This is a genomic window from Fulvivirga sediminis, assembly GCF_016757215.1.
In the GTDB taxonomy this organism is placed as follows: Bacteria; Bacteroidota; Bacteroidia; order Cytophagales; family Cyclobacteriaceae; genus Fulvivirga; species Fulvivirga sediminis.
Window position 1 is genome coordinate 38,787 of record NZ_JAESIY010000015.1, and the last position, 14,408, is coordinate 53,194.

A 14,408-nucleotide genomic window follows, 5' to 3' on the forward strand; every position below is an offset into this window, starting at 1 on the left:
ATTACTTATACTACTTTACTTTGTAATTTTTCATTTAAACGCATTTTCACTTCATCTATTGAGTGAAAAAGCTGCTCATATGACTCAATAATAAAGTATTTTTCCTGAAAAGTATCTTTTCTAAAAGGAGTATCTAATATTTGAGCTACATCATAGGCAAAATGCTCAGGTTCATCACTTAAAGAAAATCGCGTTTCTCCTACTGAGCTCAAGATTCCGGCTCCGTATATTCTTAATCCTGCAGGCTCTTTAATAAGGCCAAATTCTACCGTGAACCAGTAAATTCTTGAAAGTAATTCTATAGCTTCAGGATCATTAGCGTGAGCGGCTCCTATTTCACTAAGCGCCTGCAAATAATCGACAAACGCCTGATTGGTAAGCAAAGGCACATGAGCAAATACATCATGAAACATGTCAGGTTCTTCCAGGTAATCCAGCTCCTCCATCTTTCTGAGCCAGGTAGTGGCAGGAAACTTTTTATTAGACATTAATTCAAAAAACAATTTATCGTCTACTATACCTTCCACTGCTACCAGCTCCCATCCTGTGGCCTCTCTAAGAAGGACATTAGTCTCTTCAAAAGCAGGAATATTTTTATTAGTAAACTTCACCACATCAAGCCCTTTCATAAACTCTACCGTAGCAGCGCCGGGCATGTTTACAATCTGACGATCATAAAGGATACTCCATACTTGTTGGTCTTCAGCAGTATACTGATCATAAACCTGCTTCATGTCTTTTAAAGTAGGGATCACTCTTTTCTCAGATTTTGTAATTGGTTCCATCATTTTTAAAATTAGTTTAAAACAAAAAAGCCTGGCTCTCTTTCGGAACCAGGCTCGTTATATTCAGTTATTTTCTTTCTATTAGATCATGAACATACAACTCCCACTCCGAATGGTGTGATTCGGTAATAGTAGTAGTAATAATATTTGCTGTTCATATTTGTCATACAGGGACAAATGTAAAATTAATTTTCAAAAAATAAAACAAGAAAATAATTTTTTAATCAAAGGCTCTCTCTGAGTTCAAAAACCTTACGAATTTTATCAATCAATTTCTCTGACTGCCTAAAGTTGAGCGTCTGTTGACCATCAGACCAGGCTTCATCAGGCAGCTCATGGGCTTCATAGATGATGCCATCTGCTCCTGCCATTACACAAGCCAGCGCCACAGGCTCTACATGATCTCTAAGGCCTATACCATGAGAAGGATCTGCTATTACGGGCAAGTGCGATTTCTCTTTTAGAATAGCTATGGCATTGATATCCATAGTATTTCTGCTGGCACGCTCATAAGTACGAATACCCCTCTCACAAAGCATAAGATTTTCATTACCAGCAGAAAAAACGTATTCTGCAGAACCTAAAAGTTCATCAATGGTACCAGAAATACCTCTTTTGATTAGCACAGGCTTATCTACTTTGCCCAGCTCATCTAATAGATTGAAATTTTGAGTATTTCTAGCTCCTACCTGATAGATATCTACATAATCATACATTTCTTCTATCTGAGATACCTGCATTACCTCTGTGATAATTTTAATACCGGCTTCTCTGGCAAGCTTATACCATGTTTTTAAGCCTTCTATTCCCAAGCCTCTGAAAGAATATGGAGAGCTTCTGGGCTTGTATACTCCACCACGCATAATTTTAATATTGTTAGCCTTAAGGTGAGCTATGGTCTTCTCTATCTGCTCCTCTCCTTCTATAGAACATGGACCTGCCATTATAGCCATACTTCCTTCTTCTATAGTTACTCCATCACCTAGATCTATAGTAGTAGGCTTTACCTTCCACTTACGTGAAACCAACTTGTTATCGTCAGAGACAATATGGATATCTTCTATACCAGGCATCTGTCCTACTTCACGAATATCAAAATCGCTTTTACCAATGCCAATGATATAATCACCCTTCTGAGTTTTCACTTCGGTGGTCTTATATTTCAAAGAGTTCACCTTTTCAATGATACCCTTCTTTTTATCTGATGATAAGTCTTTTTCTAACTGGATAATCATAACTTAACCTTTAATATCCTTTACAAATTGATTAATATTTCCCTTTTCTATTCCTGAGCTATCTATGCAGTTAATAAAGGCACTGCCTATAATAGCTCCGCTACTATAAGTGCAAGCCTGCAGATAGGTATCATGATTTGAAATACCAAAACCGATTAAAGTAGGGTTCTTCAAATTCATATTTTTAATTCTTTCGAAGTAATTGATCTGCTCTACAGAAAAAGAGCCTTTAGCTCCTGTAGTACTGGCAGAAGAAACCATATAGATAAAACCATCAGTATTTTGATCAATTTCCTTTACTCTTTGCTCTGAAGTTTGGGGTGTGATTAGGAAAACATTTTTTATACCATGCTTCTCAAACTTACCCTTATAAACAGCCATATATTCTGCCATTGGTAAATCTGGTAAAATGAGTCCGTCTACCCCTACCTCTTCACAGTTTTCACAAAACTCATGAATACCAAACTGGAGCACAGGATTTATATATCCCATAAGAATAATAGGTATTGAAACGCTCTGCCTAACCTCTTTTAACTGCTCAAAAAGCAACTTAATGGACATCCCGTTTTCCAAAGCCTTTTTATTACTTTCCTGAATAGTAGGTCCATCTGCCACAGGATCAGAGAATGGCATACCGATTTCAATAATATCAGCACCTGCTGCTTCCAGATATTGAGCAATGGCCAGCGTGTTATTAAGTTCGGGAAAACCTGCCGTATAATAAACCGAAAGGACGTTTTTCTTATTTTGAAAAACATCATTTATTCTATTTGTAGTCATTGTTTCCATTTTAATGATCGTTTGGGGTAAAGGTTTGTATTAATAATCTCATCATAGTATTAATATTTACCCCACTTGATATAGGTTTCAAGATCCTTATCTCCTCTACCTGATAGGTTTATCACCACTATATCAGACTTTTCAAATGACATCTTTCTCAGCGCAGCCAGTGCATGAGCAGATTCTATGGCGGGGATAATACCTTCTAACTTACTTAGTTCTACACCTGCAACCATAGCTTCCTCATCAGTAGCATTTTCGAACTTCACCCTGCCTGTATCAAACAAATGAGCATGCATGGGGCCAATACCAGGATAATCTAAGCCTGCAGAAATAGAGTAAGGCTCTACCACCTGACCATCTGCGGTTTGCATAAGCAATGTTTTGCTACCGTGCAGCACCCCAGGCTTACCTAAATAAGATGTAGCAGCTGACTCACCACTATCTACACCTCTTCCTGCCGCTTCTACAGCTACCAATTTCACCTTCTCCTCATCCAGGTAATGATAAAACGCTCCGGCTGCATTACTTCCACCCCCTACACAGGCGATAACATAATGAGGATATTCCGTTCCTTCTTCTTCATTAAGCTGCCATTTCATTTCCTCGCTGATCACGCTCTGAAAACGAGCCACCATATCAGGATAAGGGTGAGGGCCGACTACCGAACCAATAATATAATGCGTATCTACGGGATTACTGATCCAATGTCTCATAGCTTCATTAGTGGCATCTTTCAAGGTTTTACTACCGCTTTTAGCAGGCACCACCTCTGCTCCTAATATGCGCATGCGCTCCACATTAGGCTTTTGTCTCTGCATATCAATCTCGCCCATATACACAATACACTCCATACCCATGAGTGCACATACGGTGGCAGTAGCCACGCCATGTTGGCCGGCACCTGTTTCTGCTATTATTTTTTGCTTACCAAGCTTCTTGGCTAGAATAATCTGCCCTATAGTATTATTTACTTTGTGCGCTCCTGTGTGGCACAAATCTTCTCTTTTCAAATATATTTTAGCCCCATATTGCTCTGATAGCCTCTTAGCAAAATACAAAGGGGTTGGCCTGCCTACGTAGTCCTTAAGGAGCTTATCAAACTCTGCTTTAAAAGCACTATCCCCGATGATTGACAGATAGTTATCGCGCAACTCCTCCACATTAGGGTATAACATTTCCGGAATATAGGCTCCGCCAAACTGGCCGTAGTAGCCATTTTCATCTACACTGTATCGCATAGCATTTTTTCTTTAAGCTGTTTTAACAAATTAATATTTTTAAGCCCTGGGCTTATTTCAAACTTACTATTCACATCTACGGCATGAATATGTACTTCTTGAATGTCAGAAACCTTTTCTATATTATCAAGGTTCACACCCCCACTAATGAAGACGGGTTTAGACAGGTGAACTTTCTCTAACCGAGACCAATCAAAACTCTTTCCGCTACCTCCATATTTATCAGTACGGGTATCAAAAAGGAAGAAGTCCACCACTTCTTCATAGACCTTAAACTCCATCCAATCGAGGTCATTATTTCCTGAAAAGACCTTAATTACCTGAACGCCTTCTTCTTTCAGCTTAGCACAGTACTCTACCGTTTCATACCCATGCAGCTGCACCAGATCAAGCCGATAAGTTTTTACTTTATGAAGCACCTCTTCTATGTCTTCATTAACAAAAACGCCTATTTTCTTTATAGTATTAGGAATATCATGCAAAACTCTAGGATCCAGATCTCCTACAAATCGAGGAGATTTATCATAAAATATGAATCCCACATAATCAGGCTTCAGGGCTATCACCTCATCGATGTTATCTCTAAGGCCACACACTTTAAGCTTTATATCCTTAAGCTTTGGCATAATTCACTTTATCATGAAGGCTCAACTTTTCAATAAAACTCTCGGCTGATTTCTCTGGTCTGGCTGATCGCATGAACCTTTCTCCGATAAGGAAACCTTCGAAGCCATGACTCTTGAGCAGTTCAATATCTTCAGGCTGATTAATACCGCTTTCAGCCACTTTCACTACCCCATGAGGCACTTTTTCTGAAAGAGAAATGGATGTGTTAAGATCTACCTTGAAAGAGGCAAGATCTCGGTTATTTACCCCTAACAAATCAATGTATTCATTAAACGAACGCTCTAACTCGGCTTCATTATGCACTTCTAGCAATACTTCTAAACCTAAAGAATGCGCCAGTTTAGCTAGAGACTTCACTTCTTCCGGAGTAAGCACAGCTGCAATTAACAATATAGCATCTGCTCCTATGGATTTAGCTTCAATAATCTGATACTCATCTACCGTGAAATCTTTCCTCAAAATAGGACAGAAATTAAACTTACGCGCAGTGGTCAAGTCCTCATTTTTACCTCCAAAAAATTTGGTGTCAGTTAATACTGATAAGGCAGAGGCTCCGGCTTGCATATACCCTATTGAAGTCCTTTCTATTGACACATTAGGGTTAATCACTCCTTTTGAGGGAGACTTTCTTTTTATTTCGGCAATAATTCCTGACTTATCCTCTCTAAGTATATATTTCTTTAGCGATACACTTTGTGTATGAAAAAAGATGCTTTGCTCCAATAATCTCACAGGAAACAAATTTTTCTTCTCGCTAACTTCTTTACGCTTATGCGCAACAATTTCTTCCAATATATTCATGACTTAATGTGTTGTATAGCTTTTCTTTTTATTAACTAAATTTTTAAATGCCTCTTTGGCCTTTCCTGATTTCAAAGACTCTTCTGCTTTCTGCATACCGGCCTCTATTCCTGCATCCTGATCAGCCGCAAAAAGAGCCATACCCGCATTAGCAATGATTACCGCCTCTTGTTCAGGAGTACCTTCACCATTCAAAACATTATTGAAGATTTTTGCAGCTTCTTCTACCGTTTCGCCCCCATAAATATCTGCTGCTTTTAATCTTGGCTTGTTGATATCACCTGGTGTTATGAGCTGCTCTCCACTGTTAGAAATCACCTTAAATCCTCCCGTAAGAGACACCTCATCATACCCGTCTAAGGAATGTAAAATCACAAATTGCTTATCAGTTCTTTGATACAGATACCCATATAAACGAGCTAACTCCAAACTAAAAACCCCCACTAGCTGCTTTTTAGGCCTTGCAGGATTAGTCATGGGCCCTAACATATTAAAGAATGTTTTTACGCCAAGGTCTTTTCTTATAGGAGCTACATTTTTCATCGCAGGGTGAAATAACGGAGCATGCAAAAAGCAAATATTAGCTTCATCAAGGCTTCTTTTCAATTCATCCGTATCATTGGTAAATTCATAACCAAACTGAGCCATTAGGTTAGAGGAACCACATACTGATGACACACCATTATTACCATGCTTAGCCACAGGCTGACCTGCTCCTGCTACCACAAATGATGATAGTGTAGAAATGTTAAAAGTATCTTTACCATCACCACCCGTACCACAAAGATCTATGGCATCATACTCTTCAATATCAACCGGTACACAAAGTTCCAGCATAGCATCTCTAAAGCCTTGAAGCTCATCTACAGTAATAGTCCGCATCATATACACGGTAAGAAAAGTGGCTATCTGGCTTTGATTATATTCACCTTGAGCCAGCTTCACAAGAATATTCTTAGCATCCTCACGGCTCAAATATTTATGTTCGATTAGTCTATTTAAAATATCTTTCATTTGATTCTTTTATTTTTCATGAGGGTGTTATTAATTCTGAATCCAGTTTTCCAACATCACCTTGCCATTTTCTGTAAGAATAGATTCTGGATGAAACTGCAGCCCTTTCACATCATATTTCACATGCGTAAGCGCCATAATATTTCCTTTTTCATCTGTGGCTGTAACCTCAATTTGATCGCTTACGCTATCTGGCACTACTGCCCAGCTATGATAATGACACCCTTTAAATTTGGTAGGCACTCCTTTAAACATATAATCATCAGTTTTGCTCACGGTAATATCACCCGCAATACCGTGCAGTACCTCTGGCATATTAAAAAGCTCACAACCATACACCTCTGCTATGCCTTGATGCCCAAGGCAAACACCTAAAATACTCTTAGTAGCACCATAAGCTTCTACTACAGCCTTTAAAATACCTGCTTCTTCTGGAATACCCGGCCCCGGAGATATTAAGATTTTGTCATATTTTGCTACCTCTTCAATGGCTATCTTATCATTTCTGAAAATATCCAGTTCCACATTATCCATCTCTCTAAGGATGTGTACCAGGTTATAGGTAAAAGAATCGTAATTATCTAAAATCAATACTTTCATCATCATTTATCGGTTTATCGTTTCAGCGGTAGACAATGCTTTTCTTAAGGCAGCCAGCTTGTTATTTACTTCCTGAAGCTCGCTGGCTGGTGACGATTTAGCCACCACCCCTGCTCCGGCCTGATAGTGTAGTTCGTTAGCTTTACTCAAAAATGAACGAATCATGATAGCATGATTAAAGTCTCCATTGAAACCTATAAAACCAATAGCTCCACCATAATAACTACGGCTCCTGTTTTCATACTTATCAATAAGCTTCATAGCCATGTGTTTGGGTGCACCTGAGAGCGTTCCGGCAGGGAAAGTATCTGCTACCAGCTTTAATGGTGATGCCCCCTCGGCCAACTTACCCGTTACTTTTGACACTAAATGAATAACATGAGAATAGTATTGAATCTCCTTAAACACTTCCACTTTTACCTCTTCAGAGCTTCTGCTCAGATCATTTCTGGCCAGGTCTACCAACATTACATGTTCTGAATTCTCTTTTTCATCAGCAAAGAGTTTGGTAGCCAGCTCTGCATCCGCAGAATCATTACCTGTTCTTCTGAAAGTACCTGCAATAGGAAAAATACTGGCTTTCCCATCTTTGATCACTATTTGTGATTCAGGAGAGGAACCAAATATTTTATAACTTCCATAATCGAAATAAAATAAATAAGGTGATGGATTAATTGACCTTAAAGCTCGGTACACGTTAAACTCATCACCTGAAAACTTGCTTTGAAAGCGTCTGGAGAGCACGATCTGAAAAACATCTCCCCGGTGGCAGTGCGATCGGCCATTGGTGAGGATATCGAGAAACTCATCATCAGTATAATTAGAGGTTTCTTCTCCCGTCAGTTCAAAATGAAACTTTGGATTACTATTGATATGAATGAGCGATTCCAGATACTGAATATCTATTTGCTGTTCTCCCTCTCCTTCCACACTATGTTCAAATAAATAAAGCTCATTTTTAAAGTGATCTACCACTATCACAAACCGATATAAGGAATAAAAAATGTCGGGCACATCTTCATTATCATTTTTAAAGTCCAGGTCCTCAAAATATTGAACACCGTCATAAGCCATATATCCAAAAAGGCCATTAGTTACGAACTTATACTCAGATTGATCTGTAGAAAAACTATCCTTAAATTGATTAAGCTCATCTAACAGATTGGTTCTGTCTACTTCTTTTAGTTCACTTGCTTTTCCTGGATAATCTAGCGTAAGCTCATTTTTTTTCACTTTAAAAGAAGCTATGGGAGAGCAGCAGATATAAGAAAAGCTATTATCAGTACCATGATAATCAGAGCTTTCCAATAAAATACTCTGAGCAAACCTATCCCTAAGCCGGAGGTAGATGCTCACCGGGGTGAGGGTATCTGCCAGTAATTTTTTTGAGGTCGTGTTGATTTTGTAAGTCATTTAATCTGAAAGGTTTAAAACAAAAAAAGCCCGCTGTGCGAACAGCGGGCTTTACTTATACTTTTAAAGATCTATAAAAATCTCATAATAACGCCGTTCACTTTTCTTTGTTAAGAAAGTGCCACCACCATGCGTTATTTGAGAATATTGTTGTCATATCTGAACCAAAAGTAATTATAGAATATTTAAATGCAAACAATTTTTAAATTTAATTGCCTGGAAAAAGATTAACCTTTTATTACCAGATCTTCACTCTCACGCTATCATCACGATACATTCCATCTCCTGGCTTTACATCAAAAGCCTCATAAAATGCTTCCATGTTAGATAGAGGCCCATTGGCTCTATACATTCCCGGTGAGTGTGGATCAGTATTTACCTGGGTACGCAAAGTCTCATCTTTATACTTTATTCTCCAAATAGTAGCCCAAGACATGAAGAACCTTTGCTGTGGAGTCATACCATCGATCAGGCCAGGATCTCCGTGCTCAGCAAGGTGTTTTTGCAGTCCGTCATACGCCACGTTAATCCCGCCAAGGTCACCTATATTTTCACCTAAAGTAAAAGCTCCATTTACATGAACACTATCTAAAGGCTCATAAACATCATACTGAGCTATCAGCTTACCAGTTCTACCTTTAAAGTTTTCAGCGTCTTCGTCTGTCCACCAGTTAACGAGGTTTCCATTAGCATCAAATCTACTTCCTTGATCATCAAAACAGTGTGATATTTCATGACCAATAACAGCTCCAATACCTCCATAGTTAACAGCCATATCAGCCTTATAATTATAGAATGGAGGCTGCAAAATAGCTGCAGGAAACACTATTTCATTAAACATAGGATTGAAGTAGGCATTTACAGTTTGAGGTGACATGGCCCATTCACTTTTATCAACTGGCTTACCTATTTTATTTATTTCTTCTTGGAAGCCAAATTTATAGGCATTCATAGCATTACCTACATAAGAAGCCTTTTCAGCATCGCTGATTACTTTTAGATCACTATAATCTTTCCACTCATCAGGATAACCGATTTTCACTGTCATTTTAGTGAGTTTATCCAAAGCCTTTTGCTTGGTAGAGTCAGACATCCAAGGTAAAGCCTTAATTCTATCTGCGAAAGCAAGTTTAATGTTGTCCACCATCTCCTCGGCTTTTTTCTTGGCCTCAGGAGGGAAAGTTTCGTCTACATAAAGTTTACCGATGGCTTCTCCTAATGATTGATTAGCAGTAGCCAAAACTCTTTTCCATCTTGGCTGCATTTCTTCTACTCCTCTTAGTTCTTTACTAAAGAAGTCAAAGTTGGCTTGCACAAAATCATGACTCAAGTAGCTCGCACTTTGATCTATCAAATTCCAACGCAAATATTCTCTCCATGTAGAAGCCGGCACCTCTTTTACTATCGCCTGAAACTCCTTCATAAATTCAGGCTGCATTACTATAAGGGTATCCACTCCTGTTACGCCCATATCAGCAAGGTATTTTTTCCAATCTATAGCAGGCACAATCTCCCCTACTTGAGCTAATGACATTTTATTGTACAAAGCAGGAGTATTTCTTCTTTCCACATTAGTCATAGACGCTTCTGCCAATCTGGCTTCTAAAGCCATTATCCTATCAGCTTCTGCTTTAGCCTCTTCCTCAGAGTCTCCCAGCATTTGTAACATCTTAGCTACATGCTGCACATACTTCTCTCTTACCTCCACTGATTTCGAATCTGTTTTAGTATAATAATCTCTATCAGGCAACCCTAATCCTCCTTGGGATAGATAAGTAGCTATAGCGTTACTATTTTTAAAATCAGCAAACACTGCAAACCTGAAAAATGGACCTCCTCCTATTTTTTCATTTTCAGAAAGGTACTCTTGCAGGTCACTAGTCGTCTCTATTTTCTCTATTTTTTCAAATATAGGCTCAAGTGGCTTTATTCCTACTTTCTCGGCTAAAGTTGAATCCATACCTACATTATAAAAATCAATGGCCTTTTTCTGATCTGTGCCTTCCTTATACTCACCGCCAGCAGACTTCAGTACGTTAAGCACGGTTTCATTGGTCATCTCTCTAAGTTCATTAAAGCTACCCCAACGACCCTGATCTCCAGGAATTTCCGTATCTTCTATCCATTTACCATTCACATACAGGAAAAAATCATCTGCCGGTCTTACGGTAGAATCTATATAGGCGGTGTTAATACCTATCACTTCTTCTTCAGCTGCTCCCTTGCCCTTTTCTTCTTTATTACAAGACACTACCAATAGCACACCTAACATGCTTACTGGCACAAAAGACTTCAAAAATTTAAAATGCATATTGTGTATTTTTATTTCCAATTACTAAGTTCTCATACAAAGCCCTACTTTCAGAGCTTTATTATGTTAGCGGTATATTGAATATAGCTATAACAGTGGAACTTATCTATTTCATATTCGTTTTTTAAATAAAAAACAAGCATTAATAACTATGGCAAGAGCATCATCAGAACTTATAGAGGCAATTAAAAAAACGGCCTCGAAGCTAGGAAAAAGCGATGTTTACCAGTGGGGACATATGGGCAGCTGCAATTGTGGTTTTCTTGCGCAAGAACTCACCCAGCTTTCTAAACATGAAATTCATAGCCGTGCTATGCAAAAATATGGCGACTGGAATGAACAACTTAATGATTACTGTCCTACCAGCGGCTTACTCATGGATGATCTCATATCAGAAATGCTCTATCATGGACTGGATACCGATGACCTTAAACATCTGGAAAAACTGAGCAGCCCAAAAGTATTAGCTTACCTTCCTAAGGGTTCCTACTTAAAGCATAATGTAAAGCAAGACGTAATTACCTATTTGCATGCCTGGGCCGAGCAACTGGAAGAAGAACTATTATCCCGAATAAAAATATCTGATCTAAACCAAAGGCCAATTGAACAGAATGTATGATCTTAGAGTCTATTACTCAAATATCAATGCATGCAAAACGTAGTTCATAACTATTACAAAAGACAATTTGATGATTTCACTGTGTTGGTACAGGTAAACCCCGTTACTTATAAAGGTATGGAGCTGACTATTCATAAAAACGGAGAAATCGAAAAAAGAAAAATGGAGTTTGACGAAGAAATTTATGATGACCTGGCAGCCGACGAATTCCAAGAGTCTAGTTCTCTGGAGTTTAACCTCTATTTAAAAGGCCTTGTAAAAGGTGGAGAAAAATAATTTAAAGAAAATGCCAGAAGTGTTTACGATTTAATGAAATCCTTTTACATTTGCAGTGGCAAATCAGTACGACCAGCTCCTGCTGAACTCCCCCAGGACCGGAAGGTAGCAAGGGTAGGCGGTTGTAGCGGTGCGATACTTGATTTGCCTTTTTTGTTTTCTGCAGTTTGTATTTATAGAAAATATATAACTCAACTTATCATTTATAATATACCCCTATGAAATTCTTTATTGATACCGCTAATTTAAAAGACATCCAAGAAGCATATGATCTTGGAGTTTTGGATGGTGTAACTACCAACCCTTCTTTAATGGCTAAAGAGGGAATTAAAGGCGACGAAAACGTAAAAGCTCATTATAAAGCTATCTGTGATATTGTAGATAACAATGTAAGTGCAGAAGTAATAGCTACTGACTTTGAGAGTATGATCAAAGAAGGTGAAGAGCTAGCTAAAATAGATGACAAGATTGTAGTAAAAATACCTATGATCAAAGATGGTGTAAAAGCCATAAAATATTTGACTTCTCAGGAAATCAGAACTAACTGTACTTTAATATTCTCACCTGGCCAGGCTCTTTTAGCCGCTAAAGCAGGTGCTAGCTACGTATCTCCATTCATTGGTAGATTAGATGACATCGCTATTGATGGATTAGCTTTAATAGAGCAAATTGTAAACATCTATGACAACTATGGTTTCTCTACTGAAGTATTAGCTGCTAGTGTAAGACACACCATGCACCTTATTCAGTGTGCTGAGATCGGTGCTGATGTAGTTACTTGTCCTTTGAATGTAATCACTAGTTTATTAAACCACCCGCTTACTGATAGTGGTCTGGAAAAATTCTTAGCTGACCATAAAAAAGCAAACAGTTAATAAAATATAATAGAGATGTCTTTCTCCTCTGACCCTGTAGTAAGAATAAAGAATGCTTCCATTTTTCAGGATGATAAAACCGTTCTGAATGATGTGAATTTCGAAATCGAAAAAGGCGAATTTGTTTTTCTCATAGGCAGAACAGGAGGCGGTAAGACATCTCTTCTTAAAACTTTATATGCCGATTTAGACTTACGCCTAGGCGAAATCAACGTAGCGGGCTACAACATAGGCAATATAAAGAAAAACGAAATTCCTCTTTTAAGACGAAAACTGGGCATTATTTTCCAGGATTTTCAATTATTCCCTGATCGTACGGTAGCAGAGAATCTCACCTTTGTAATGAAAGCTACTGGCTGGAAGGAAAACTCTAAAATGAAAGCTCGCCAGACTGAAGTACTCATGCAGGTAGGTTTAGGCTCTGTGGCTTCTAAAATGCCTCACCAACTATCTGGTGGCGAACAGCAAAGAGTAGTAATAGCTCGTGCCTTGCTCAATGAGCCTGTAATATTACTAGCCGATGAGCCCACTGGTAACCTTGATCCTGAAGTATCTCAGGGTATCTTCAAACTTTTTCAGGATATTAATAAAAGCGGAACGGCCGTACTTATGGCTACTCATGATCATACACTAGTGAAAAACTACCCTGCCAGGGTTCTTAAGTGTGATGGTGGTAAGCTGCTAGACTCTAAGCTGGAAAACTTTGAACTAAGTGCCAAGTATTACTAAAATCAAGCGCTCTTAGTCTCCTCATTTTCTTTCTCGTTTTTTACTTGATCCAGTTTTTCCAGCTGGCTATTGAGAATATCCACTCTTACTAGTAGGTTCAGTATTAAAGCATCTACCACCTTTTTACTGGGATTTTGCATAAGCTCCTCCTTAAGGACTTCATACATAGCATCTAACTTCTTTAAATCCTGTTCAAAGTCATCATCTACGCTGGAAGATTTAGACTCAAAATCATAAATAAGTCCTTTTTTCTCCGATATCTCCTGAAAGTAAAAAGACTCTACAGACTTAAACTCTTTAGTTAGCGAATTATCGGCTACATACCGAGGCTGATCTACAGCTTCTAACCTTATTAATAAATACACAGAGGATAAAAAGAATACTATAGCAGCGGCCTTCCATATCCACTGATAGTTACGTTGCTTCTTCAAGGGCAGTTGAGCTTCTACGGCCTCCCACACCCTATGAGAGGGCTCCTGATCATTAAACTCGTCCCTATTATCTTTAATGAAGTCGTCCAGCCTATCTTTCATAACTCATTTCCTCCAATAAAATCTGTTTCAGTTTTGCCTTAGCCCTGTTTAATTGTGACTTAGAAGTAGACTCTGATATCTTTAATATATCTGCTATCTCACTATGGTCGTAACCTTCCAATAAGTATAAAGAAAATACCACCCTATATCCATCGGGCAATTTACCCATAGCTTCTTTCACCTTATCTATCTGATAATTAATATCATCTGACTGGTCTAAAGTTTCTTCAAAAATATGATCCGCCTCACTTTCGTACTCCTCAAATGACAACTTTCTCTTTTGAATAAAATTGATGGATTTATTAATTACTATCCTCTTTAGCCAGGCTCCAAAGGTAGAATCTCCTTTATAGCTTCTTAGACCATTAAATGCACTTACAAAAGCCTCTTGAAGCACATCTTCGGCATCGTAGCGGTCATTCACCATTCTGAGACAAATGTTAAACATAGCCTTTGAGTATAATTGATATAATTGCCCGTAGGCCTGACGGTTTCCTGCCAGGCAATTATTTATAATGCTTTCATGTATGTTTTTAATTGGCTTCGTCAATGCTTATTATTCTTACATA

16 protein-coding genes and 1 other RNA gene are annotated in these 14,408 nt (G+C 38.4%); 5 read left to right on the forward strand and 12 right to left on the reverse strand.

Annotated elements, in window-relative coordinates:
• Positions 1 to 5 precede the first annotated feature (5 nt).
• From JL102_RS21190 to JL102_RS21235, 10 genes are all read right to left on the reverse strand, one after another.
• Positions 6 to 785 carry a phenylalanine 4-monooxygenase gene (locus JL102_RS21190; RefSeq protein WP_202246521.1) on the reverse strand — a complete coding sequence of 260 codons (780 nt, stop codon included), beginning with the start codon at positions 783 to 785 and terminating at the stop codon, positions 6 to 8.
• Positions 786 to 1,009: 224 nt separating this feature from the next.
• A complete protein-coding gene (gene aroF, locus JL102_RS21195; RefSeq protein WP_202246475.1) occupies positions 1,010 to 2,020 on the reverse strand; it encodes a 3-deoxy-7-phosphoheptulonate synthase in 1,011 nt (336 codons plus the stop codon).
• A 3-nt stretch (positions 2,021 to 2,023) separates the two neighbouring features.
• A complete protein-coding gene (gene trpA, locus JL102_RS21200; RefSeq protein WP_202246476.1) occupies positions 2,024 to 2,809 on the reverse strand; it encodes a tryptophan synthase subunit alpha in 786 nt (261 codons plus the stop codon).
• Between the two features lie 50 nt (positions 2,810 to 2,859).
• Positions 2,860 to 4,041, reverse strand: a complete 1,182-nt coding sequence (gene trpB, locus JL102_RS21205) for a tryptophan synthase subunit beta (RefSeq protein WP_202246477.1) — start codon at positions 4,039 to 4,041, stop codon at positions 2,860 to 2,862.
• Positions 4,026 to 4,667 carry a phosphoribosylanthranilate isomerase gene (locus tag JL102_RS21210; protein WP_202246478.1) on the reverse strand — a complete coding sequence of 214 codons (642 nt, stop codon included), beginning with the start codon at positions 4,665 to 4,667 and terminating at the stop codon, positions 4,026 to 4,028. The genes trpB and JL102_RS21210 overlap by 16 nt, the downstream gene beginning before the upstream one ends.
• Complete coding sequence (trpC, locus tag JL102_RS21215) at positions 4,654 to 5,469, reverse strand: indole-3-glycerol phosphate synthase TrpC (protein ID WP_202246479.1); 816 nt, start codon at positions 5,467 to 5,469, stop codon at positions 4,654 to 4,656. The genes JL102_RS21210 and trpC overlap by 14 nt, the downstream gene beginning before the upstream one ends.
• Positions 5,470 to 5,472: 3 nt before the next feature.
• Positions 5,473 to 6,483, reverse strand: coding sequence for an anthranilate phosphoribosyltransferase (trpD, locus tag JL102_RS21220; protein ID WP_202246480.1), 1,011 nt, complete (start codon positions 6,481 to 6,483; stop codon positions 5,473 to 5,475).
• 30 nt (positions 6,484 to 6,513) lie between these two features.
• Entirely contained in the window at positions 6,514 to 7,083 is a 570-nt protein-coding gene (locus JL102_RS21225; protein ID WP_202246522.1) for an anthranilate synthase component II, read from the reverse strand.
• Between the two features lie 6 nt (positions 7,084 to 7,089).
• Positions 7,090 to 8,496 (reverse strand): anthranilate synthase component I family protein, encoded by a 1,407-nt coding sequence (locus JL102_RS21230; protein ID WP_202246481.1) that lies wholly within the window; start codon positions 8,494 to 8,496, stop codon positions 7,090 to 7,092.
• A 238-nt stretch (positions 8,497 to 8,734) separates the two neighbouring features.
• Positions 8,735 to 10,807 (reverse strand): M13 family metallopeptidase, encoded by a 2,073-nt coding sequence (locus JL102_RS21235; RefSeq protein WP_202246482.1) that lies wholly within the window; start codon positions 10,805 to 10,807, stop codon positions 8,735 to 8,737.
• Between the two features lie 151 nt (positions 10,808 to 10,958).
• Between JL102_RS21235 and JL102_RS21240 the strand changes: the two genes are divergently transcribed.
• From JL102_RS21240 to JL102_RS21260, 5 genes are all read left to right on the forward strand, one after another.
• A complete protein-coding gene (locus JL102_RS21240) occupies positions 10,959 to 11,426 on the forward strand; it encodes a hypothetical protein (protein WP_202246483.1) in 468 nt (155 codons plus the stop codon).
• Positions 11,427 to 11,456: 30 nt separating this feature from the next.
• A complete protein-coding gene (locus tag JL102_RS21245; RefSeq protein WP_202246484.1) occupies positions 11,457 to 11,702 on the forward strand; it encodes a hypothetical protein in 246 nt (81 codons plus the stop codon).
• A 55-nt stretch (positions 11,703 to 11,757) separates the two neighbouring features.
• Positions 11,758 to 11,856: signal recognition particle sRNA small type (gene ffs / locus JL102_RS21250), an RNA gene on the forward strand.
• Positions 11,857 to 11,920: 64 nt separating this feature from the next.
• Positions 11,921 to 12,577: a fructose-6-phosphate aldolase gene (gene fsa, locus JL102_RS21255; protein WP_202246485.1), complete on the forward strand. Its 657-nt coding sequence runs from the start codon at positions 11,921 to 11,923 to the stop codon at positions 12,575 to 12,577.
• Between the two features lie 15 nt (positions 12,578 to 12,592).
• Positions 12,593 to 13,306, forward strand: coding sequence for a cell division ATP-binding protein FtsE (locus JL102_RS21260; RefSeq protein ID WP_202246486.1), 714 nt, complete (start codon positions 12,593 to 12,595; stop codon positions 13,304 to 13,306).
• A gap of 2 nt (positions 13,307 to 13,308) precedes the next feature.
• Here the strand turns inward: JL102_RS21260 and JL102_RS21265 are convergent, their stop codons facing one another.
• Positions 13,309 to 13,839, reverse strand: a complete 531-nt coding sequence (locus JL102_RS21265; RefSeq protein ID WP_202246487.1) for a hypothetical protein — start codon at positions 13,837 to 13,839, stop codon at positions 13,309 to 13,311.
• Entirely contained in the window at positions 13,829 to 14,389 is a 561-nt protein-coding gene (locus tag JL102_RS21270) for an RNA polymerase sigma factor (protein ID WP_202246488.1), read from the reverse strand. The genes JL102_RS21265 and JL102_RS21270 overlap by 11 nt, the downstream gene beginning before the upstream one ends.
• Positions 14,390 to 14,408 lie beyond the last annotated feature (19 nt).